Annotated in this window: 21 protein-coding genes and 1 tRNA gene; 7 read left to right on the top strand and 15 right to left on the bottom strand. The window is 66.5% G+C overall.

All coding sequences use genetic code 11. The features are described from left to right. The first annotated feature begins 99 nt into the window (after positions 1-99). From B8W69_RS11165 to B8W69_RS11155, 3 genes are read left to right on the top strand one after another with little or no spacing between them, the layout of a single operon-like run. Positions 100-1,137, top strand: a complete 1,038-nt coding sequence (locus B8W69_RS11165) for an enoyl-CoA hydratase/isomerase family protein (protein WP_085289876.1) — start codon at positions 100-102, stop codon at positions 1,135-1,137. Between the two features lie 13 nt (positions 1,138-1,150). Continuing rightward, positions 1,151-1,933, top strand: a complete 783-nt coding sequence (locus B8W69_RS11160) for an enoyl-CoA hydratase (RefSeq protein ID WP_085289875.1) — start codon at positions 1,151-1,153, stop codon at positions 1,931-1,933. Between the two features lie 9 nt (positions 1,934-1,942). After that, on the top strand, positions 1,943-3,724 hold the full coding sequence (locus B8W69_RS11155) for an alpha/beta hydrolase (RefSeq protein WP_085289874.1): 1,782 nt from the start codon (positions 1,943-1,945) through the stop codon (positions 3,722-3,724). A 5-nt stretch (positions 3,725-3,729) separates the two neighbouring features. On the opposite strand, the gene B8W69_RS11150 is transcribed toward B8W69_RS11155, so the two are convergent. After that, on the bottom strand, positions 3,730-4,167 hold the full coding sequence (locus B8W69_RS11150) for a rhodanese-like domain-containing protein (protein WP_064953988.1): 438 nt from the start codon (positions 4,165-4,167) through the stop codon (positions 3,730-3,732). Next, complete coding sequence (locus B8W69_RS11145; RefSeq protein ID WP_085289873.1) at positions 4,164-4,775, bottom strand: cupin domain-containing protein; 612 nt, start codon at positions 4,773-4,775, stop codon at positions 4,164-4,166. The genes B8W69_RS11150 and B8W69_RS11145 overlap by 4 nt, the downstream gene beginning before the upstream one ends. 115 nt (positions 4,776-4,890) lie before the next feature. Here B8W69_RS11145 and B8W69_RS11140 point away from each other — a divergent pair, with 115 nt between their 5' ends. Both B8W69_RS11140 and B8W69_RS11135 read left to right on the top strand, forming a co-directional pair. Then, positions 4,891-5,334 (top strand): lipoprotein LpqV, encoded by a 444-nt coding sequence (locus B8W69_RS11140; RefSeq protein WP_110881889.1) that lies wholly within the window; start codon positions 4,891-4,893, stop codon positions 5,332-5,334. A gap of 102 nt (positions 5,335-5,436) precedes the next feature. Beyond that, entirely contained in the window at positions 5,437-6,501 is a 1,065-nt protein-coding gene (locus tag B8W69_RS11135; RefSeq protein WP_181447369.1) for a patatin-like phospholipase family protein, read from the top strand. Between the two features lie 33 nt (positions 6,502-6,534). Here the strand turns inward: B8W69_RS11135 and B8W69_RS11130 are convergent, their stop codons facing one another. The 11 genes from B8W69_RS11130 to B8W69_RS11080 form a co-directional block, all read right to left on the bottom strand. Continuing rightward, complete coding sequence (locus B8W69_RS11130) at positions 6,535-7,404, bottom strand: patatin-like phospholipase family protein (protein ID WP_085289871.1); 870 nt, start codon at positions 7,402-7,404, stop codon at positions 6,535-6,537. A gap of 23 nt (positions 7,405-7,427) precedes the next feature. Further along, entirely contained in the window at positions 7,428-8,318 is an 891-nt protein-coding gene (locus tag B8W69_RS11125) for a class II glutamine amidotransferase (RefSeq protein WP_085289870.1), read from the bottom strand. A 26-nt stretch (positions 8,319-8,344) separates the two neighbouring features. Then, the gene (locus B8W69_RS11120) at positions 8,345-8,818 is read right to left on the bottom strand and encodes an SRPBCC family protein (protein ID WP_085289869.1); all 474 of its coding nucleotides are present in this window, start codon (positions 8,816-8,818) and stop codon (positions 8,345-8,347) included. A gap of 19 nt (positions 8,819-8,837) precedes the next feature. Next, positions 8,838-10,463 (bottom strand): long-chain fatty acid--CoA ligase, encoded by a 1,626-nt coding sequence (locus B8W69_RS11115; protein WP_085289868.1) that lies wholly within the window; start codon positions 10,461-10,463, stop codon positions 8,838-8,840. Positions 10,464-10,614: 151 nt separating this feature from the next. After that, positions 10,615-11,733, bottom strand: a complete 1,119-nt coding sequence (locus B8W69_RS11110; RefSeq protein WP_181447368.1) for a WD40 repeat domain-containing protein — start codon at positions 11,731-11,733, stop codon at positions 10,615-10,617. Positions 11,734-12,179: 446 nt separating this feature from the next. Then, a complete protein-coding gene (locus tag B8W69_RS11105) occupies positions 12,180-12,518 on the bottom strand; it encodes a P-II family nitrogen regulator (RefSeq protein WP_085289866.1) in 339 nt (112 codons plus the stop codon). A 12-nt stretch (positions 12,519-12,530) separates the two neighbouring features. Beyond that, positions 12,531-13,925 carry an ammonium transporter gene (locus tag B8W69_RS11100; RefSeq protein ID WP_245843195.1) on the bottom strand — a complete coding sequence of 465 codons (1,395 nt, stop codon included), beginning with the start codon at positions 13,923-13,925 and terminating at the stop codon, positions 12,531-12,533. Between the two features lie 167 nt (positions 13,926-14,092). Continuing rightward, positions 14,093-14,863 (bottom strand): DUF427 domain-containing protein, encoded by a 771-nt coding sequence (locus B8W69_RS11095; protein ID WP_085289864.1) that lies wholly within the window; start codon positions 14,861-14,863, stop codon positions 14,093-14,095. Positions 14,864-14,870: 7 nt separating this feature from the next. Beyond that, positions 14,871-15,143: a DUF6295 family protein gene (locus tag B8W69_RS11090; protein ID WP_065054221.1), complete on the bottom strand. Its 273-nt coding sequence runs from the start codon at positions 15,141-15,143 to the stop codon at positions 14,871-14,873. Positions 15,144-15,152: 9 nt separating this feature from the next. Continuing rightward, positions 15,153-15,908: a dienelactone hydrolase family protein gene (locus B8W69_RS11085; protein ID WP_085289863.1), complete on the bottom strand. Its 756-nt coding sequence runs from the start codon at positions 15,906-15,908 to the stop codon at positions 15,153-15,155. Between the two features lie 115 nt (positions 15,909-16,023). Next, complete coding sequence (locus B8W69_RS11080) at positions 16,024-16,821, bottom strand: hypothetical protein (protein ID WP_085289862.1); 798 nt, start codon at positions 16,819-16,821, stop codon at positions 16,024-16,026. A gap of 170 nt (positions 16,822-16,991) precedes the next feature. Between B8W69_RS11080 and B8W69_RS11075 the strand changes: the two genes are divergently transcribed. Beyond that, a complete protein-coding gene (locus tag B8W69_RS11075; protein WP_085289861.1) occupies positions 16,992-18,977 on the top strand; it encodes an APC family permease in 1,986 nt (661 codons plus the stop codon). Positions 18,978-19,301: 324 nt separating this feature from the next. Here the strand turns inward: B8W69_RS11075 and B8W69_RS11070 are convergent. Beyond that, a tRNA-Leu gene (locus B8W69_RS11070) sits at positions 19,302-19,375 on the bottom strand. A gap of 31 nt (positions 19,376-19,406) precedes the next feature. Beyond that, positions 19,407-20,633, bottom strand: coding sequence for a class I SAM-dependent methyltransferase (locus tag B8W69_RS11065; RefSeq protein ID WP_085289860.1), 1,227 nt, complete (start codon positions 20,631-20,633; stop codon positions 19,407-19,409). Positions 20,634-20,831: 198 nt separating this feature from the next. On the opposite strand from B8W69_RS11065, the gene B8W69_RS11060 reads away from it, so the two are divergent. Then, on the top strand, positions 20,832-21,143 hold the full coding sequence (locus B8W69_RS11060) for a DUF732 domain-containing protein (protein ID WP_165762591.1): 312 nt from the start codon (positions 20,832-20,834) through the stop codon (positions 21,141-21,143). The last annotated feature ends 20 nt before the right edge of the window (positions 21,144-21,163 follow it).

The following is a 21,163-nucleotide window of genomic DNA, read 5'->3' as shown; positions in this document are numbered from 1 at the left end:
TAAAGATAACCCTTACCCGCGGGCACCGCGCCGGTCGTGACGATCTAGATTTCTCCTCGAGGCTGGACCGGCCTGGACCGGCTCAAGGGAGGCGAGGGCGTGACCGACGAATCCGATGAGGTTCTGACCGAAGTCGAGGGCAGCGTCGGCCTGATCACGCTCAACCGGCCCAAGGCGATCAACTCGCTGAATCAGCCGATGGTCGACGCGCTGACCGCCATCCTCACCGACTGGGCGGGCGACGACGCGGTGCGCGCGGTGGTGCTGTCCGGCGCCGGCGAACGCGGACTGTGCGCCGGCGGCGACGTGGTCTCGATCTATCACAGCGCGCGCAAGGACGGAGTCGAGGCGCGGCGCTTCTGGCGCGACGAGTATCTGCTCAACGCGCAGATCGCCGAGTTCTCCAAGCCGTACGTGGCGTTGATGGACGGCATCGTGATGGGCGGAGGCGTCGGCGTCAGCGCGCACGCGAACACTCGGGTGGTCACCGATACCTCCAAGATCGCCATGCCCGAGGTCGGCATCGGCTTCATCCCCGACGTCGGCGGTGTCTACCTGCTGTCCCGCGCTCCCGGCGGGCTGGGTCTGCACGCCGCGCTGACCGGGGCGCCGTTCTCCGGAGCCGACGCCATCGCCATGGGTTTCGCCGACCACTACGTCCCGCACGGCGACGTCGAGGCGTTCCGCCGCGCGGTGGTCTCCGACGGCGTGGAGGGCGCACTCGCCAAGTACGCGACCGACCCGCCGGCCAGTGAACTTGCCGCGCAACGCAACTGGATCGACGAATGCTATGCCGGCGACACCGTCGCGGACATCGTCGCCGCCCTGCGCGGACACGACGCGGGTCCGGCCGACGACGCCGCCGACCTGATCGCCACCCGTTCCCCGATCGCACTGTCGGTGACCCTGGAGGCGGTGCGCCGTGCCGCCAAGCTCTCGACACTGAAAGATGTTCTGGTGCAGGACTATCGGGTGTCGTCCGGGTCGCTGCGCTCGCACGATCTGGTGGAGGGCATCCGCGCCCAGCTGATCGACAAGGATCGCAATCCGCAATGGTCGCCGGCGCAGCTGTCCGCGGTTACCGCGGCCGACGTCGAGGCGTATTTCGCGCCGGTCGACGACGACTTGAGTTTCTAGAAAGGTGGTTTGGATGACAGACACGAATTACGAGACCATCCTCGTCGAGCGCGAAGAGCGTGTCGGCATCATCACCCTGAACCGGCCGAAGGCCCTCAACGCCCTGAACACTCAGGTGATGAACGAAGTCACTAGCGCGGCAGCCGATTTCGATGACGACCCCGGCATCGGGGCGATCATCATCACCGGCTCGGCCAAGGCATTCGCCGCCGGCGCCGACATCAAGGAGATGGCCGGGCTGACCTTCGCCGAGGCCTTCGGCGCCGACTTCTTCGCCCCGTGGAGCAAGCTGGCCGCGGTCCGCACCCCGACGATCGCCGCGGTGGCCGGGCACGCGCTGGGCGGTGGCTGCGAGCTCGCGATGATGTGCGATGTGCTGATCGCCGCCGACACAGCGAAATTCGGCCAGCCCGAGATCAAACTCGGCGTGCTGCCCGGCATGGGCGGCTCGCAGCGGCTGACCCGAGCCATCGGCAAGGCCAAGGCGATGGACCTCATCCTGACCGGCCGCACCATCGGCGCCGAGGAAGCCGAACGAAGCGGCCTGGTCTCGCGCGTGGTACCGGCCGACGACCTACTGACCGAGGCGAAGGCCGTCGCGACCACCATCTCGCAGATGTCGCGCTCGGCGGCCCGGATGGCCAAAGAGGCCGTCAACCGTGCGTTCGAGTCCACCCTGACCGAGGGACTTCTTTACGAGCGCAGGCTCTTTCACTCGACTTTCGCGACCGACGATCAGTCCGAAGGGATGGCGGCCTTCGTCGAGAAGCGCCCGCCGAACTTCACCCACCGCTAGGACGCTTGCATGAGCGAACCGGTTTCCGCGACACCCACCGAGGCAGACCAAGAGCCGGCGGACGCCGTCGGGCAATCCGCGGCTCCCGAGCCGGACGCCGCACCGCGACCGACACCCGCGCCGCGGGCCGGGCGCTCGGCCCCCACCCTCCCCTGGACCGAAAAGCCTTGGTGGGTGCGGCATTACACGTTCACCGGCACCGCGGTCGGCGTGATCTTCATCTGGCTTTCGCTGACACCATCGCTGCTGCCCCGCGGCCCGTTGTTCCAGGGCCTGGTCAGCGGGCTGTCCGGCGCCATCGGCTATGGGCTGGGCGTCTTTTCGGTCTGGCTGGTGCGGTTCATGCGCGAGAAGGATCACAGCCCGCCACCACCACGCTGGGCATGGAAGGTGCTGATCCCGATCAGCTTGGTGGGCCAGGTACTCATGGCGATCTGGCTCCACGTGTGGCAGGACGACGTGCGCGACCTGATGGGCGTGGAGCACCTGAGGTGGTACGACTACCCGCTGGCCGTGGTGCTGTCCCTGGTGGTGTTGTTCACGGTGGTCGAGCTGGGTCAATTCACCCGCTGGCTGGTCAAATTCCTGGTCGGTCAGGTGGACCGGTTCGTGCCGTTTCGGCTCTCGGCAACCATCGTGGTGGTCACCCTGGTGGTCCTGACCATCACCCTGCTCAACGGCGTCGTGCTCAAGTTCGCGATGCGCACCATGAACCACACCTTCGCCTCGGCCAACAAGGAGATGAATCCCGACACCCCTCCCCCGAAAACCCCGCTGCGATCGGGTGGTCCGGAGTCGCTGGTGTCGTGGGAGTCGCTGGGCCGCGAGGGCCGCATCTTCGTCGAGGGCGGTCCGAAGATCGCCGATCTGACCTCCTTCAACGGGGCACCGGCCACCGAGCCGATCCGGGCCTACGCCGGACTGGATTCGTCCAAGGGCATCACGGCGGCCGCGGAGCTGGCGGCGCAGGAGTTGCAGCGCACCGGCGGGCTGCAGCGCGCCGTCGTCGCGGTGGGCACCACCACCGGCACCGGCTGGATCAACGAGGCGGAAGCCTCGGCGCTGGAATACATGTACAACGGCAACACCGCGATCGTGAGCATGCAGTATTCGTTCCTGCCGAGCTGGCTGTCGTTCCTGGTGGACAAGGAGAACGCCCGGCACGCCGGGCAAGCGCTCTTCGAGGCTGTCGACAAGTTGATCCGCCAGATGCCCGAAGCCCAGCGGCCCAAGCTCGTCGTGTTCGGCGAGAGCCTGGGATCGTTCGGCGGCGAGGCACCGTTCTTGAGCCTGAACAACGTGCTGGCGCGCACCGACGGGGCGTTGTTCAGCGGACCGACCTTCAAGAACACCATCTGGACCGATCTGACGTCGACGCGTGACGCCGGATCGCCGGAGTGGTTACCGATCTACCAGGACGGTCGTTATGTCCGATTCGTCGCGCGCGCAAAGGATTTGACGCGTCCCAACGCGCCTTGGGATCACCCGCGGGTAGTGTACCTGCAGCACGCGTCGGACCCCATCGCGTGGTGGACGCCGGACCTGTTGTTCAGCAAGCCCGACTGGCTGAAGGAGCCGCGCGGCTATGACGTCCTGCCGCAGACGCGCTGGATTCCGGTCGTTACGTTCCTGCAGGTGTCGGCCGACATGGCGGTGGCGGTGGACGTACCCGACGGGCACGGCCACCACTACGTCGCCGACGTCGCCGACGGCTGGGCGGCGGTGCTGCAACCGCCCGGCTGGACGCCCGACAAGACCGCGAAACTGCGTCCGCTGCTGCACTCCGACTAGACGACTTAGAGCCAGCGGCGCGCGGTGCCGCCGGTATCGGCGAACACCGGATCGACCCGGCCCCCGGCCAGCTCGCTCAGCACACCGGCGCCGGCCAGCGCGTGATAGCCGCCGATGACGTCGGTGGCCCGGTGTAACCCGATGTCCAGCAGCGCGGCCGCCGCCAGGCTGGACGTGTAGCCCTCCGAACACAGGATCACCCATTCGACGTCGTCGCCGACAGCCTCGGGCAGCCTGGCCTCGCTGGTGGGATCGCAGCGCCACTCCAGGACGTTGCGTTCGATAACCAGCGCCCCGGGCACCTCGCCCTCGCGGAAGCGCTGGGCCTGCGGCCGGATGTCGACCAGCACCGCGCCGCGCCGCAGCGCGTCGGGCACCTCGACGGCGGGCAGGCGGCGATACCGGCGCCGGGCGGATCTCAAGACGACGTCGATGCGGCTCATGGCGATCCTTCCGGCTGGTCGGTCAGTTCGGTGCGTTCGCGGCGCAACGTCTTCTGCTCGGTGATCTCGTAGTACGACATCGCCGTCAGGGGTGGCGAGTAGGCATGCACGCTCAGGGTCGGCTGCACCGGCGCGGCGGCGGCGCTCGGCGCCGCCGCGACCGGCAGCGAAACGGGCACGGTGACCGGCCGCGGTGCCCAGACCACGTCGTGCACCCAGCCCAACGGGAATCCGGCCTGATCGCCGGCGTCCAGCCGACGGCGTCGCAAAGCCCTTCCGTCCCAACGGAATTCGTTCAGGGATCCGGAAATGACGGTCAGCGCGCCCAGCGACCCGCCATGGTCGTGCAGCTCGGTCGGCTGGCCGGGCACCCAGCTGATCAGCCAGACGTCGAGTTCCTCGTCGCCGTGGATGCGGGTGAACCAGCGCCGCGACTCGGGTATGCCGCCCGCGGGCAACAGGTGGTCGCACCGCCCGCTGAGCACATCGTCGGCGGCCTGGTCGGTGGCGTAGAGCAGATCAGGCACTCGCAGCCGGGTCGGGCCGGCGGACGGGGCGGAGAGGGCTTGCGGGCGCGGGGCAGCCGCGGTGACGACGGGCACAGACATTTACGGGAGCTTTCACGCGAAATGGACAGGACAAGCGGCGGCGTGTTACGGCCGACAACACTCGCAAAATCCGAAGCGCTCCATCACGGCCGCCAGTGTTGCATAGATTGAGACCGTGCGCTGGCGCGGTGATCGGTCCCGGCGGTGGGGCGCGGTTGTTGCCGCGGCCGTCATCCTGGCGGTCACGGGGTGCTCGCACGGCGCCCACAGCGGTGCCCCCTCGTCGCCGTCGGCGCGGCAATCCGGCGGCGCCAACGGCCCGGGTTCGGCGCCCGCGGGCTCCGTGGGCGTGTCCCCCGCCGGCGTGACGACCAGGGTCGACGTCCCCGCGGACTCGACCGAAGAGGAGTACTACCAGGCCTGTCACGCCGCGAAAGAGTGGATGGACGCCCAGCCCAAGACGGATACGTCGCTGTTCGAGCCGTATCTGTCGATGGTTCAGGCGTCCCCGGCGGGCACCGCGGGCAGCTGGAACGCGCCGTGGTCGAAGCTGACGCCGGCCCGCCAGGCCGCCGTGATCGTCGCCGCGCGGGCGGCGGCCAACGACGATTGCGGGTAGCGCCGAGTCCTGGCAATTTCTGGCCGCCGCGTAATTGGGATCACGGCTGAAAAAAGTGCCCGCGCCGCCCGCTGGCCGAGCGCCTCCGCGCAAAATGTAGGGGTGCCTGACGAACTTCCGCGTCGATCAGAACCGACCCGGGTGGCACTCGCCCTCGGCAGCGGTGGCGCCCGCGGCTACGCCCACATCGGGGTGATCGATGCCCTGGTGGCGCGTGGCTACGACATCGTCGGCATCTCCGGCTCGTCGATGGGCGCCCTGGTCGGCGGCCTGCAGGCGGCCGGCCGGCTCGGCGAGTTCGCCGACTGGGCGAAGTCGCTGACCCAGCGCACCATCCTGCGGCTGCTGGACCCGTCCATCAGCGCGGCCGGCGTGATGCGGGCCGGCAAGATCCTGGACGCGGTGCGCGACATCCTGGGCCCGGTCGTCATCGAAGAACTGCCCGTCCCGTACACCGCGGTGGCGACCGACCTGCTGGCGGGCAAGTCCGTGTGGTTTCAGCGCGGCCCCCTCGACGAGGCGATCCGGGCGTCCATCGCGATTCCCGGCGTGATCGCCCCCCACGCGGTCGACGGGCGGCTGCTCGCCGACGGCGGCATCCTGGATCCGCTGCCGCTGGCCCCGCTCGCCGCGGTCAACGCCCACCTGACCATCGCGGTGAGCCTGTCCGGCAGCGAGGCGGTCAGCAACCGCGAACCGGAGCCGGGTGCCACCGTCGAGTGGCTGACCCGCATGGTGCGCAGCACCTCCGCGCTGCTCGACACGGCCGCCGCCCGGTCGCTGCTCGATCGGCCGACGGCGCGGGCGGTGCTGAGCAGGCTGGGCGGACCGGCCGGCGAGCCGGACAGCTGGGCGGACACCCAGGAGGGCGAGCAGCCGGTTGACGGCATCGGCGAACTGGCCGGCGTGGAACCCGACGTCCCCAAACTGGGCAGCTTCGAGGTGATGAACCGGACCATCGACATCGCCCAGGCCGCCCTGGCCCGCCACACCCTGGCGGTCTACCCACCCGACCTGCACATCGAGATCCCGCGCTCGACGTGCCGGGCCCTGGAATTCCACCGGGCGGTGGAGGTGATCGCCGCCGGCCGCGCGCTGGCGGACGAGGCGCTGGACGCCCTGGAAGTCGAGGACGACCAGGACGCCCCGCCCGCGATCGAGCGCTGAGCCGCGCTCAAATCGCTTGCACGCCAACCGCTGTCACAGCCCCAGGAAGCGGGCGAGGGCCGCGGCTTCGCGGCGGCCCTGCTCGCGTCCGGCCAGGGCCGATGGGATGCGGCAGCCCGGGTCCAGCGCATTGGGCCCGAAGGCGGTCAGCGAATCGGCGTCGGCGAAGACGGCAAACGCCGCGCCGGGAAACGCCGAGACCTCGGCGGCCGGCCCGGCACCGAACGGCGACGGCGCATCGACACCCGAGGGCACCAGCACCACCGCCGTCGCGCAGTCGGCGGCCACCACGAGGTTGACCGAGCTGGCGACCCCGCCGTCCATGTAGTGGCGGCCCGCGATCGTCACCGGCGGCCACGCCCCGGGCACCGCGCAGCTGGCCGCGACGGCGTCGACCAGGTCGACGCCCGAGTCGCGGTCGAAGACGGTCAATTCGCCGGTTTCGACGTCGATCGCGGTGAGCCGCAACTCGGAATCAGGCCAGTGGTGCGACGGCAAGCGCCGCGCGATGACGTCGCGGCGCACCGGCGCGGGAACGGTTTTGGTAGCCAGCGCCACGGCACCGATGCGCTGCATCTGTTGCCGGGTCCTGTCCAGCGTGCCCTCATACGGCTCACCCAGGGCCGTCAGGAACAGCTCGGTGATGGTCTCGATGTCGACCCCGGAATCGATCTCGGCCGACGACTCGGAGACCTGCCGGTCAAACAGCTCGTCCAGGGTGTGGCCGCTGCTCAGCTGGGCGGCGACGGCGGAGCCCGCCGAGGTCCCGACCAGCACGTCCGACTCGGTCAGCAGCCGGGCCACGGCCGGCGACTCGTCGGCGATGCCCCGCAGAACACCTGTCTCCCAGGCGATTCCCGCTATCCCCCCGCCGGCCAGCACCAAGGCGCGTTTGGTTGTCACGTCGTCTACCTTGCCAGCCCGGGTCAGGCCAGTTGCCGGGTGTTCGGCAGGGCGTGCTGCGACTCCTCCACCGGCGAGCTCAGGTCCTCGCGACGCAGCAGATGTTTGGGCGGGTCCGGCAGGATCATGCTGCGGTGGATTTGCAGATCTGCATCGACGTGGAAGAGTTCACCCGCCGGCAGCAGCCGCCAGCGTGGCTCGTCGTCCATCACCTCAGTGGCGAACACCACCGACGACCGCACACACAGATGCTCCGATCGGGCGTGAATCCGCTTGGTGCACAAGTCGAATTCGGAATCATGCGAGGCCGCATCGTCGGACCGATCCAGAATGTAGAGCTGATGGGTTTCCGGGTATCGCAGCGCCCACATGTCGGTGGCCGTGCTCAGCAGCACGTTGACGGCGTAGATAGGAACATACTCGGCAAGCCATTGCATGGCGTCGGTGAGGCCGGCGGTGATGTTGCCGTCGCGGCCACGGATCGCGGCGGTGATCAACGCGAAGACCCGCTCGGAGTCGGTGTCGCCCAACACCAAGTCGTCGGTGCCGACCTCACGCAGCCGCTCGTCGAGGATGTCGAGTCCTTCGAGGACGCCGTTGTGCGCGAAGATCCGCCCGTCCTGCAGGAACGGGTGGGTGTTGTGGATGTCGAGCGAGCCGGTGGTCGCATAGCGGACATGGGCGATGACGGTCCTGCCGGTCACCCGGTGCGCCTCGGTCGCGAATTTGGCGTCTCGCCAGGCCGCTATCGGCTCCTTGTACAGGTGCGGTTGGCCGTGTTCGTCGAAGACACCCAGCCCGGTGCCGTCCGGGTTTCTCCTGCTCTGTTGAGCCAGGCTGTCCGGCGCATCCAGCAGCCAGAAGGTCGCGGTGCACGCGTGTGTCCCGGCGTGCAGGCCAAAGAGTCGGCACATGGCTCCCCCACGCCAGCGGTCGCGGGTCAGCCCGTCAGCACGGCCGACAGGTCGTGCAGCGCCCGGCGCGCGTAGCCCTTCCACATCGTGCCCAGCACCGGCAGGGCCCAGGCCGTCAGCGCGGAGCGTGGGCGGATGTCCCAGCGCCAGGTGATCTCGGTGCCGCCCCCGGCCGGAGCGAAGATCCATTCGCCGAGGACGTGGTCGACCAGCAGCGCCATCGGGCCGGTGACCTCCGAAAGCCGGTAGCCGAACGACCGCGGCGGGTCGACGCTGGTCAGTTCCTCGCGCATGCTGGCCCCGCCGGCCAGGTGCACGACACGGGTTTGACCCGCCGCGTCCCAGGCGCCGGTCTGCTCGCACACTTCCCTGATCGGCGGGAACGGCCCATACCAGCGGTGGAAAAGCGTCGGGAGCGGAATGGGCAGCGTCCGGTGAAATGCGTCCTGGACAGCGACCGGGGTCACCACGGATTGATCGACGACGAGTGAATGTGCCACTGGTGTAACGCCTTTCAGCTCAGCGCGCCTCGATCACCTGGTATTCGCCCTCGGCGTATCGCGACCGGATGGTTTTCTTGTCGTACTTGCCTACGCTGGTGCGCGGGATCTCGTCGACGAAGGTCCACCGTTCGGGCAGCCACCACCGAACGACCTTGTCGGCGAGGAAGTTTCGCATCTGTTCGGGGCTCACCGCTGTGCCCTGCTTGGCCACGATCACCGCGAGCGGCCGCTCCTCCCAGCGCTCGTCCGGAACGCCGACCACGGCGGCCTCGACCACATCCGGGTGCCCGATCAAGAAGTTCTCCAACTCGACCGAGGAGATCCATTCCCCACCGGATTTGATGACGTCCTTGGCTCGGTCGGTCAGGGTGACGAACCCGCGCTCGTCGATGCGGCCCACGTCGCCGGTGCGCAGCCAGCCGGAATCGAACTTCGATTTGTCGCGGCCCAGGTAGTAGGAGCCGGCGATCCACGGTCCGCGGACCTCGACCTCGCCGACGGCCTCGCCGTCGTTGGGCAGCACCTGACCGTCGTCGTCGACGATGCGCATCTCCACCCCGCAGACCGGCTGACCCTGCGTGCCGCGGAAGGCCCAGTGCTGGTCCTCCGGTGTGCCCGGCGGCGGCCACGCCATGGTGGCCAGCGGCGACGTCTCCGTCATGCCCCACAGCTGCCGGATCTGTACGTCGTGCTTCTCCTCGAAGGTGCGCATCAGCGACACCGGGACGGCCGAGCCGCCGCAGACCACCAACCGCAGCGACGACATGTCGTGGTCGGGGTCGTCCTCGAGGTGATGCAGGACGCCGTTCCAGATGGTCGGCACCGCGCCGGTCACGGTGGGCTTGAGGTCCTCGACCATCGCGACCAGAGAGCGAGGGTCGAGGTGGCAATCGGGCAACACCAGGTCGGCGCCGGCCATCAGCGCCGCGTACGGCAGCCCCCAGGCATTGGCGTGGAACATCGGCACGATGGGCAGCACGCAGTCGGTGGCCCCGACGCCGATGCCGTTGGTGGTACACGCCCCCATCGTGTGCAGGAAGCTCGAACGGTGGCTGTAGACAACGCCTTTCGGGTTGCCGGTGGTGCCGCTGGTGTAGCACATCGCGGCCGCGGAGTTCTCGTCGATGCGCGGCCAGTCGAACTCGGTGGACTCGCCGTCGAGGAGGTCGGCGTAGCGCAGCACGGTCTTGCCGGCGCCCTGCAGCGGCTCGGTGTCGTCGCCGACCACGATCACGGTGTGCACGGTCTCGAGCTCGGGCAGCACGGGTGCCAGCAATTTGACCAGTGAGGCGTCGACCAGCACCACCCGGTCTTCGGCCTCGTTGGCGACGAAGGCGATCTGCTCGGGGAACAGCCGGATGTTGAGGGTATGCAGGACGGCGCCCATCGACGGCAAGGCGAGGTATGCGGTGAGGTGCTCGGTGTTGTTCCACATGAACGTGCCCACCCGCTGGTCACCGCTGACGCCGAGCCGGCGCAGGCCATTCGCCAGTTGCGCGGCCTGCCGGCCCAGCTCCCGGTAGGTCGTGCGCCGGTAGCCATCCCCGGTGGCGGTCGTGACGGTGCGTTCCCCGTGCACGGTGCAGCCGTGACGCATGATGGCGGTGATGGTCAACGGATAGTCCTGCATCGTGCCGTCCACTGATCTACCGCCTTAGTCTCGGGGCAACACCTGTGCCGTCGGCCGCCTCCCACCCTAAGCCTGAATTCAGCGAGAGTGTCAGCACCCGAGGAGACTGACGGTCGATCGCGTGGATCCCGTTCGGCCGGGGCCGCTTTGGGTGCCCCGTCGCTTACGCCAGGGCGAACTCCCACTCCGGCAGCTCGGGCAGCCAGCCGGCGACCGACAGGTCGCGGTCGCTTGCGCCGCCGTGGGCCTGCGATGGCGCGGTCGGGGCGATGCGCGCCGCGGTGACCACGCCGGAGTAGTCGGCAACGTAGAGATGGGTGCCGTCGGGGCTCTCCACCACGCACGACGGGTGCTTGGACACCGTGACCTCGCCGACGACGTCCTGCTGGCGGGTGCTCAGCACCGTGATGCGGTCGTCGCTGACCAGGTAGGCCCGCGCGCCGTCGCGGCTGAGCTTCATCCGCGTGAGCGGGCCGGTGATCTCCGGGATCTTGTGGGTGCCGACGATTTTGTTGACCCGGGTGTCGATCACGTCGAGCACCGCCCCCGCGACCGGATCGCAGCTAGCCACATAGGCCGTGCCGCCGTCGTCGCTCAGCGCCACATCGCGAAGGGGCAGACCGAGGTCGACGACGCCGACGATGCGCGACCGGCCGCCCCCCCGCCGATTGTCGGACCGCGGCCGGGTTTCGATCATGGCGAGACTGCCGCCGGTCGGGGCGTTCATGCCTACGTACAGCCGGCGTCCGTCGGCGCTGATCCGCACGCATTCGGTGGTGGCGCCCGGCACGGTCGCCAGGTCGATGACCTCGAGTTCGCCAGTGGTGGTGTCCAGCACCGCCACATCGGCGCCGCAAACCGCGTTCCGGCTGGTGTAAAGGAATTTGCCGTCCGGGCTCACCGTCAGGTCGCTGACGCTGTTCGCCAGCTTGTGTGTGGCGATACGCCAGTTCGTGACGACGTCGATGACCTCGATGGCGTCGTAGCCGGCGGTCGCGATGCTGACGTAGGCATAGTTGGAGTCCGCACTGCTCATGGTGACCGCGAACGGTTCGGCGAGCCCGTTGACGGTGCTCGAGACACGACACGTGTTGGCGTCGATGACCGAAACCATGTTGCGGCCGTAGTTCGTTGCGACCAGCCGGCGTCCGTCCGGACTGATGTCGATATCGCTGATCGGACCGTTGTGCAACGGGACTCGCACCACCGAGGTGGCGTCAAGCTCGAAGATTCGGGCATCTCGATCGTCGTGCGCGGCCTTAGGGCCGTTCACATCATTCACGCTGGCACCGCCTTTGCTGTTTGTCGGCTCTGGTGGGCGTTGTGGCGAAGCCGCCGGTACGTGTGCGACGATTTGGCCTCCGGATCCACCGGCTTTCAGCACCGAAAGGCGCTGACGAGACTGGTTTTCGGTAGTCTACTGGCCAAAAATCGCTCCACCGCAGTTCGAGATGCTCGACGTTAGCTACGTCACTCCCCGCACTCAGGTTCTGCTCAGGATTCCAATCACGCTGTATCGCAGTCGCTTACCCGTGGCGAACGTCAGGCAAACCCGCTTCCGGCGGATTTCGCCCGTGCCGCTAACGGCCCACGTGAGCCGCGTTTTCGGGCGAAGAAGTAAGGAATTCTCAGGTTTTACGCCCGGCGAGGGATAGATCACACACATCGGGCGGGCTACCGATGTGGTGCGCCGGAATCGTAGCCGTATCGCGCGCGGAATGCTTTGGATCACAGCGCGTTGTGGTCGCGTTCCCCTGTCCGGATGCGGACAAGCGCTTCCACCGGAGACACCCACACCTTGCCGTCACCGATCTTCCCGGTTCGAGCCGCGCCGATGATCGCCCCCGTGACCCGGTCGACGAATTCGTCGTCGATCAGTACCTCGACCCGGACCTTCGGCACGAAATCCACCGCGTATTCGGCTCCGCGGTAGACCTCGGTATGCCCCCGCTGCCTGCCATACCCCTGGACTTCGGTGACGGTCAAACCCAGCACACCTGCGGACTCCACGGCATGCTTGACGTCATCGAGGGCGAAGGGCTGGATGATCGCGGTTATCAGCTTCATGATGTCGCATTCTCAATCATCCACCGGCTCAGCGGGTTTGGAAGCCATCGCGTCACTGCGTGATGCAGAGGACGGCTCGAGCCGCCGAGCCGTGACGAGTGTTTCGTCGGGGTAAGCCTCTTCGTCGTGGGCACCGAGGTCGCCGGTTTCCAAAACGTCGTCGGGCAACCGCAATTTCATAAAGAGACCAAGAACTTTCAGGATGACAAACGTGATCAGCGCATCCCAGACGATGACCGTGGCCGCAGCACCGGCCTGGATCAATATCTGTTTGGGATGGTGACCGTACAGCCAACCGGCGAAGGTCACGTCCTGACCGGTGCTGCCGCCCAGGTATTCGACAATGTGCGGATCGGCGAGCACACCGACCAACAACCCGCCGGCCAATCCGGCCACACCGTGTGTGTGAAACACACCGAGCGTGTCGTCCACCTTCTTGAAAAGCCTTGTCTTACCAAGCCAATTCCACGACATCCATACCAGGGACGAGGCGACGGCGCCGATGATCATCGCACCGAAGCTGTTGACAAAGCCAGCCGCGGGCGTGATGGCGACCAGGCCGCTGATCATCCCGTTCACAGCGCCCAGGAATGTGGGTTTACGTTGCTTGCTCCCGACGAGGTCCCAGATCACCCAGGTGAGTAATGCGACTGCAGTGGCGAGATTGGTGTTGATCACCGCCAGTGACGCGTCGGCACCCGAAAAATACGGGTCACCCCCGTTGAAGCCGTTCCAGCCCAACCACAAAACGCCGGCACCGACCGCGGCCAGGGGCAGGTTGTTCGGCACCGCACGTTCCCGGTCACGCGCCAGCCTCGGCCCTATCACCGCAGCGGCGACGAATCCGGAAGTCCCGGCGGCGAGGTGAATCACGTAGCCGCCGCTGTAATCGAGGGCACCCGCGTGTGACCACCAGCCGCCGCCCCACAACAGAAAAGCATTGACTGAATAGGCGAACGTCGACCACAGCGGCACGAAGATCAGCCAGACCTTGAAGCTCATCCGCCCGATCACGCTGCCGAGAAAAAGTAGCGGCGTGATAGCGGCGAAGACGAACTGGAAGTACGCCAGCGTGGTCTCCGAGAACCGGAAAGACGGCATGGTGCCGTCCAGCAGCGGGATATACGCGATCTGCTGGTTGTTGCTACTCAGGATGGTTCTGGGTTTCCCGACCGCCGACTGCAGGATGCCCGGCCCGAGTTTCAGCGGTTCGCCGAAGCCCATCTTGAAACCCCAGAGCACCCACACGACGAGCACCAAAGAGAACCCGGTGAAGGCCATCAACATGGTGTTGACGGCCCACTTTCTCTGCACGATTCCGCCGTATAGGACGGCGATGCCAGGAATGCTCATCAGGCCGACCAGAGTTGCCGCCACCAACTGCCAGGCGTTGTCTCCGGGATTCACCCAATCTGGATAAGGCAACATGGTTCAGACACACCCCAATTCGGGCCGGTAGGCCTTCGAGAATCAGCTGCGGTGAGAAGTGACGCCGTCGACGGGTGAAGCGTCGAATGGCAATGTTTCGCCTGTGTGAGCGCGATTTTAAGAATTTATTTCGGATTGCTGTGAGGCTAGCTGAACTGCGTCTGCGGCCTCGCCAACCCAACCCCGTCGACGGTGATGTCGAGTTTCTCATTGTAGAAAGCGATTAGACCGGCAATCTGACCGACCGCGGGAAGCGGATAGTGGTAGGTCCATGCCAGGTCCTCGTGCACGGCGTCACCCACGCGCACCGACCAATAACCTGACGTAACCCCCTTGTACGGACACAACGTTTGCGTGGGGCTGGATTCCAGGTGCTCAAAGGCGACGTCGGTCGGATCGATGTAATACCTTGTCGGTAAGCCTGTTTCGAACAGCAAAACAGGAGTTGTTGTGTCGGCCAAGACAATTCCATCGAGCTCGATGCGGACGTGCCGATGCGAGCGCAGGGCGTCGACCCGCGAATACGGATTGCGCGGGTGGCCGTAGATCGGCTCGTCTTCTTCGAACCAGCGCAACGTGTTCCACTCGAACCGCACTGTTCCGGCCAGCGGGCCGTCCCCGTCGGCGTCGAATACCCGCGCGGCGGACTCATGCGTCTGGCCCACACCCACCAGGGAGTAGAGCCGCGACGCGCCGAATTGCACCTTCTGGGCGTGGTTTTCGTCGCGCAGGAACTCGGAATGGACGTCGTCGAGCGGGATGTAGTACTGCGGGTAGTACGGAGCTTCCCACACGTACCGGGCGGCGGTGGTGTCGAAGACCAGCGCGTCGCCGAGATAACCACGGACCCGCCGCGGGGCGGGTTCGATCCTGCCGCGCGAGGCGGCCATCTGTGGGTAGCCGGTGCCGGCGGTCATCGCTGACCTACTGGTCCTTGGAGGCCAGTCCGGCCGGGGCATGACCGATGGCCTTGCGGATGGCGTCGGCCAGCGCCAGCGCGCTTTCCTCGGTCAGTTCCAGGGCCACCCGCGCCGACGGGCCGAGCTGCGGGTTGATCACGTCGATGTTGACGGTGTGGCCGTAGGGCGCGTGGACGGGGTGGTCGACATACACCGTCGCGCGGTTGGCGCCGAACCATCCCGTCGCGCCTTTGCCGCTGCCGTCGATCTCAACATGTTCGGTGAGATAGGTGCACATGGGAGATGCCTAGCCCTTCAGGTAGGTGGCGAAGAACTCGTCAATGCGCCGCCAGCCGTCCACCGCGGCCTCCGGCCGGTACGCCGGGCGGTCGACGGAGAAGAACGAATGGCCCGCGCCCTCGTAGGAGTGGAACTCGTGCGGCTTGTCCAGCTTGTTGAGCTCGGCGTCCAGGGTGGCCACCGCGGCGGGCGCCGGAAACCGGTCATCGAGCCCGAACAGGCCCAGCAGCGGACAGCTGAGGTTGGCGGCCAGGTCCAGGATCGGCTTCATGGCCTTGGGCATGCCCTCGGGCGGATCCTCGACGATGAAGGCCCCGTAACAGTCCACCGCCGCATCGAACGGCAGCGAGCACGCTGCCAGGTACGCGTGCCGTCCGCCCGAGCAGTGCCCGATGACACCGAACTTGCCGTTGGCGCCGTCCAACTCGCGCAGGTGCTCCACCGCGCCCGCGACGTCGCCGACCAATCGTTCGTCGGGCACCCCGCCGGCGGCGCGCGCCGCGGCGGCCGCGTCATCGGGCGTGGCACCCGGAGCTTCGCGGGAGTAGAGGTTCGGCGCCACGGCGTTGTAGCCGCTCACAGCGAGCCGGCGGACGAACTCCTTGGTCTCCCGGTCGTACCCGGGCATGTGGTGGATCCACACGACACCGCCGCGCGAGGCCTGCGCGAGCGGGACGGCCTGGTAGGCCTCGATCTCGTCGCCGCCGTGGCCGGTGATGGTGATGGTTTCTGCGCGGATGGCGTCTGCGCTGGGTGCGTTCATCGCGACTCCCTTTCTCCGCTCCGGTGGGCATTGCCCCGCCACCCGGATGCGGAGCGCTGCGGCAGGTCCTGGGCCGCTCCGCCGAGAACCAACGTAGCCGAATCGCGCTGCGGGCTCAGTGCCGCTTGTCGCGCACCTTATAGGTCGAGGGCCACGACTTGCGGGACTCGTCTCCGGTCAACGGGGTTCCCATCCCGCCGACCTTGACGGCGTACGCCTCCTTGCCGGGGCCGACCTCGCGGTTGGCGTGTTCCTGGGCCAAAAAGTAGAGCTCGTCGATGGTGGCTTCGTCGTAGGCGACGAACGAGGTTTCCCGCGCGACGTCGTCGATGCCGACCAGCATCCGGTCGGGCAGCAGTCGCGACGCGACCGCCGCGAGCCCCAGCAACCCGAAGGGAATGATCCAGTAGCAGAGAAACGACAGTGGGGTCTTCGTGTCCAGCATCAGGGCGGCGGCGGGCCCGGCGGGACCTTCCAGGATCGACGGGATCACCGACGACACCGTCATCCCGGCGAACGTCGCGATCCACAGCCAGCTCAGGAACTTGACGACCCGGCCGAACAGCTCGGTTTTGACGACGTCGGCGGCTTGTTCCGCCGCGGCGAATTCGGCCACGAAGGGCTTGCCGACCAGCATCCCGATCAGTGTCACCAGGAAGATCCCGGCGTTGCTCAGCGGCAGTATCCACCGCTCGAGGAACGAATCGCTGAGCGTGAAGGCCAGCACGGCGAGAATCAAAAGCGCTGCGACGGAAGCAAAATCGAAGAACTGCCACTTCCTGCCCACCGCGCCGCTCAGGCCCAGGCTGGCGGCGGCGATCGCCAATGCGACCAGCACGGCCGCGGCGAACGGAACGTTACCAACGAGTACCCAATACACGATCCACGGCGCGAGGCCGAACAGCATGCCCATGCTGGGTCAGTGTATGGATGACGGTTTGCGGGCCCGTCGGCGGCTGGGACAAAACGTTGGTCCGTCCCGTCTCGGGGACCGACGGTGTCATCGAGCCGCGTCAAGTGTGGGTCATCAAGATCCCGTTAAGAAACAATCCCCCCGGTCAACAGATCAGTTAGACATTGATCATGACCGACTTGGCCGAGCGCCAGACGATCGCGCCGTCTCTCGCCGACCGGTACAAGCGGATCTTTCTGGGCAAGCCCAAGGTCACTGCGGATCTCGAACACGAGAAGTTGTCGAACACCGTTGCACTGGGCGCACTTTCACCGGATGCGATTTCGTCGACCGCCTACGGCCCCGAGCAGATCATGGTCGAACTGCTGCCTGCGGCCGGCATGGCCTCGTTCGTTCTGCTGTTGCCGATCACCGGTGTCATTCTGGTGATCCTGGCACTGGTGGCCATGTCGTATCGCCAGGTGGTCAAGGTCTATACCCGGGCCGGTGGCTCGTACATCGTCGCGCGGGAGAACTTCGGTCCCCGAGTGGCCCAAGTCGCCGCTGCGGCGTTACTGATCGACTACGTCGTCACGGTCGCAATCCAGTGCGCGGCCGGTACGGTAGCCGTGGTCTCGGCGATACCCTTCCTGGGTCCATACAGCTTGCACATCAGCGTGGCTGCCGTGCTTGTTTTCGCTTTCGCGAATCTGCGCGGACTGCGCGAGGCGGGCCGGACGTTTGCGGTTCCAACCTATGCCTTCGTGTTCATGCTCACCTTGACGATCGTGGCCGGCACCGTCCGGGAAATCTTCGGGAGTCTTCCCACTTACGATCCACACCATCTGGTCGGCGCGGTGCCGGTCCAGCATGGCAATGGCCTGATCATGGGCGCGACAGTGCTGGTGATATTGCGGGCCTTTGCCAACGGCGGCTCATCGCTGACCGGAGTGGAGGCAATTTCCAACACAGTCAACCTCTTTCGTGCTCCTGAGGGACCTAATGCGCGTCGGGTCCTCACGATCATGGCCTGGCTGCTCGGATTTCTGTTGGCCGGTGTCGCATGGCTCGCCTTCGCCACCCACGCCACACCGTTCGAGGCCGGCTACCCGTCCATGCTCTCCGAGATCGGCCGGGCAGTTTTCGGCAACGGCATACTCGGGAACATCGCGTACTTTTTCTTGCAGGCGTCCAGCGCAGCGATCTTGTACAACGGCGCCAACACCAGCTTCAACGGCTTTCCCGCATTATCGAATTTCGTTGCTGCAGACAGTTTTCTGCCACGGCCGCTGATGAAACGCGGCCACCGGCTGGTGTTCTCCAACGCCATCATCGCGCTGACCGCACTGGCGTTGGCGCTGCTGATGGCGACGGGCGGATCGGTCAACGCGCTGGTACCACTCTTTGCGATGGGCGTGTTCAGTGCTTTTGCCATGGCGGGCTACGGCATGGCTAAATACCACCTCGGCAATCGCGAGCGTGGCTGGCGCTACAAGCTGATGGTCAACCTGTCCGCGGGTATTTTGTCGACACTCGTCGTGGGTATTTTCGCGGTGGCAAAGTTCACCGAGGGCGCCTGGCTGGTCGTCGTGGTCTTTCCGGTCCTGGTATTCATCCTCATTCGGCTGAACCGAAAGTATCGGGCCGAAGCCTCGGTTCTGCAGATGTCGCTCGCGGAACGACCGGAGTGGGCCAGGTATCCGCGGCATCGTGTGTTCCTCTTTGTGGATTCGATCGACCTCGCCGAAATCGAAGCGATGCGTTACGCGCAAAGCCTGCATGCCGATGACCTGACGGTCGTGCATTTCGTGTTGGACCCGAGCCGGGCGGCGCGGCTGCAGGAATACTGGAGCCGGTTTGAGCACGGCACCCGGCTGCAGATGGTCGATTGCCCGGACCACCGGCTCAGCCTGGTCGCAGAGCAGCTGGTCCGGCAGACGGTCGCAGACCATCCGGACGCCAAGGTCACCGTGCTGTTGCCGCGCAGGGAATACAATCCGCTGGTCGGCCGGCTGCTGCACGACCGCACCGCCGATAAGATGGCCCGACTCATCAGCCGCATTCCGGGCGCTTCTGTGCAAATAGTGGCCTACGACGTGGCCGCCCGCATAGCGGCGGCAACTCGGGCGCGAAAGCGACCGGTGTCGGCTACGGCTGGCTGGCCGAACCACAATTGACTCCTTCGGCGAATTCCTCGAGCGCGGATGCCGCAACAACGTCGTCAGCGTCCGGCGTCTGATCGGCAGGACTAACATCAGCTCGATCACCAGCACGGACGGCGAAAAAGCCGTGATCGCAATATGATTCGCCTGGTAGTTGGTGGCGGCCGGCTCCGCTGCCGCAAGACGGTGCCGATCGCAGGTCCGGCGCTCAGCTTCGCCAAACGCGACGTGGCCAACCGGTGCCGGCGTGCGCCCCACGGTGCGCCAGCCGCCGTCCACGTCTAACTCCCCTGCGCCATCACCTGCCGTCGTCGCAGGCCGACGGCAGGTTCCACGCAGTGCCCCCAGTCGGACTCGAACCGACACTTGACGGATTTTAAGTCCGCTGCCTCTGCCAATTGGGCTATGGGGGCCCGGTCGCGAATGTAGCCGACGGTGGTCCAGCTACCCGGTGGGGTCGGTGTTCAGCGCCATCGCCAGAAAGTCCAGGCGCCAAAGACCTTGGAACAGCTTGTGCCCGAAATCTTGCAGCAGGACCCTGTGCTCATCGGCGATGCCACCGGCGTGTGCCACACATTCGATGATCTTTGCGATGGTGCGGTGGCCGTCGACGTGCTGGACGAAGGGCAGCTGGGCCGGGTTGAGCTTCTGCTTCCCACCCGGCCAATGGATCTCGTCACCGGACAACAGGCACGCCGTGCGCAGCAGCGGAACGTAGCCGAGTGAAGCCGGCGACGAGAAATCTATCGCGTAGTGCTCCGCGGGGCGTTCCGGCCGGCAAGCCAGAAAGAAATGGGTGGCGTTGGTCGGCTGCAGGCGTTCCATCACGGACCACAGTTCGGCGTCGGGCAATCGGTTCAACGCCGATTGGAAGCCACTTACCGGTGCGAGCATGTCGTGCGGGTGATACGGCGACTTCTGCAACCAACCCTGGAACGCGAGTCCGGCCGCAGCGACCAGGTCCAGGCATTCCGCCACGGTGTAGCTTCGCGCGCGACTGTGCAGGAACGTGTCGACCAAGGCGCCGTCGGAGACAAGGTCGCGCGCCGCTTTCAGATAGCTGCGCACCGGATGGTCGGCCGGTAGCGCCGCGAGGGCCTCTTTGACCAGTTCAACCGACGCTTCATCCTGCGACAGGTTGAGGTCGCGAAACACCGATTCGAGCATGTCGACGCCGATCCGGCCGTACTTCGCGTAAAGCATGACGGCCAGGACCCCGTCGCTGCGCAGGCATTCGCCCAGCGCCGTCAGCCCGGCCAGCGGATCCGCCAAGTGGTGCAGCACGCCGGTGGAGACGATGAGGTCGAAGTCGCGCCCGAGCGCCGAGACCTCTTCGATCGGCAGCAGCTGCAGCTCCAAATTCGCCAGGCCGTGCTTGTCTTTCAGCCGCCTCTGGTGGTTCAGGGCATTCTGGCTGACGTCGATACCCAGCACCGTGGCGCCGGGGTTCTTGAAGGCGAAAAGGGCGGCCTGATAGGTGCCGCAACCCGCGATGAGGATGTCGAGGTCCGGTTTGTATTGGCGGTCCGGCCACAGCACCCGGTGGGCCCAGAACGGATCGACCCAGTCCCAGTGGGTTTCGCTCCACGCCGCGAGGTCGGCCACCGGGGGTGGGTATTCCCACCGATCGTATTGGCGGGAAACGCCGTCACCGCGCGGATCCTCGGTCACTTCGGCGCTGGCTCCTTTGCGACGGGTCGGTCGTCCTGACATGTCTTGGTGGTCGCGACAAACTTACAAGCCTCCGCTATCGCGGCGTCGAGAAACCGCTGGTTAACACGTCGAGACAGATTTGCCGGACACAATTAGGATTCGGTCCTGCACGCACAACTGCCACGGAGGAGTCGACGAGTGAGAAACGCGGCACGTTTGGCCGGCCCGGTCGCTGTCGTTGTGGCTGGTGTCGTTGGCATCGTCGCCGCGCCGATCGCGAGCGCCGACGCGGCGGATGACCAGTACCTGCAAACGTTGCGGTTGCGCGGCCTCAGCTGGGCGGATGGCGCCGATCAATCGATGATCAATGTGGGGCATGCCGTGTGCACGGACTTCGACGGCGGGGACACCGCGGCCCAGACCATCGGCGATGTGAAGAAGTCGCTCGGGTTGAGCAGCGGCGGCGCCAACATCATCGTGGGCGCGGCGGTTGCGGCGTACTGCCCGCAAAACCGCAGCAAATTGTAGGGCCGCCAACGGCGGCAGTG

The organism is Mycolicibacterium vulneris (genome assembly GCF_002104765.1).
Taxonomy (GTDB): domain Bacteria; phylum Actinomycetota; class Actinomycetes; order Mycobacteriales; family Mycobacteriaceae; genus Mycobacterium; species Mycobacterium vulneris.
The sequence above is the reverse complement of the archived record's forward strand: the minus strand, read 5'-3'. Positions and strand labels throughout refer to the sequence as shown.

Bases quoted from the DNA above. Each gene is read 5' to 3' on its own strand.
- B8W69_RS11145 (WP_085289873.1), bottom strand. From the start codon at position 4,775: ATGTCTGTGCCCGTCGTCACCGCGGCTGCCCCGCGCCCGCAAGCCCTC.
- B8W69_RS11090 (WP_065054221.1), bottom strand. From the start codon at position 15,143: ATGTGCACCTATCTCACCGAACATGTTGAGATCGACGGCAGCGGCAAA.
- B8W69_RS11095 (WP_085289864.1), bottom strand. From the start codon at position 14,863: ATGACCGCCGGCACCGGCTACCCACAGATGGCCGCCTCGCGCGGCAGG.
- B8W69_RS11125 (WP_085289870.1), bottom strand. From the start codon at position 8,318: ATGTGCCGACTCTTTGGCCTGCACGCCGGGACACACGCGTGCACCGCG.
- B8W69_RS11075 (WP_085289861.1), top strand. From the start codon at position 16,992: ATGACCGACTTGGCCGAGCGCCAGACGATCGCGCCGTCTCTCGCCGAC.
- B8W69_RS11155 (WP_085289874.1), top strand. From the start codon at position 1,943: ATGAGCGAACCGGTTTCCGCGACACCCACCGAGGCAGACCAAGAGCCG.
- B8W69_RS11105 (WP_085289866.1), bottom strand. From the start codon at position 12,518: ATGAAGCTGATAACCGCGATCATCCAGCCCTTCGCCCTCGATGACGTC.
- B8W69_RS11160 (WP_085289875.1), top strand. From the start codon at position 1,151: ATGACAGACACGAATTACGAGACCATCCTCGTCGAGCGCGAAGAGCGT.
- B8W69_RS11085 (WP_085289863.1), bottom strand. From the start codon at position 15,908: ATGAACGCACCCAGCGCAGACGCCATCCGCGCAGAAACCATCACCATC.
- B8W69_RS11150 (WP_064953988.1), bottom strand. From the start codon at position 4,167: ATGAGCCGCATCGACGTCGTCTTGAGATCCGCCCGGCGCCGGTATCGC.
- B8W69_RS11080 (WP_085289862.1), bottom strand. From the start codon at position 16,821: ATGGGCATGCTGTTCGGCCTCGCGCCGTGGATCGTGTATTGGGTACTC.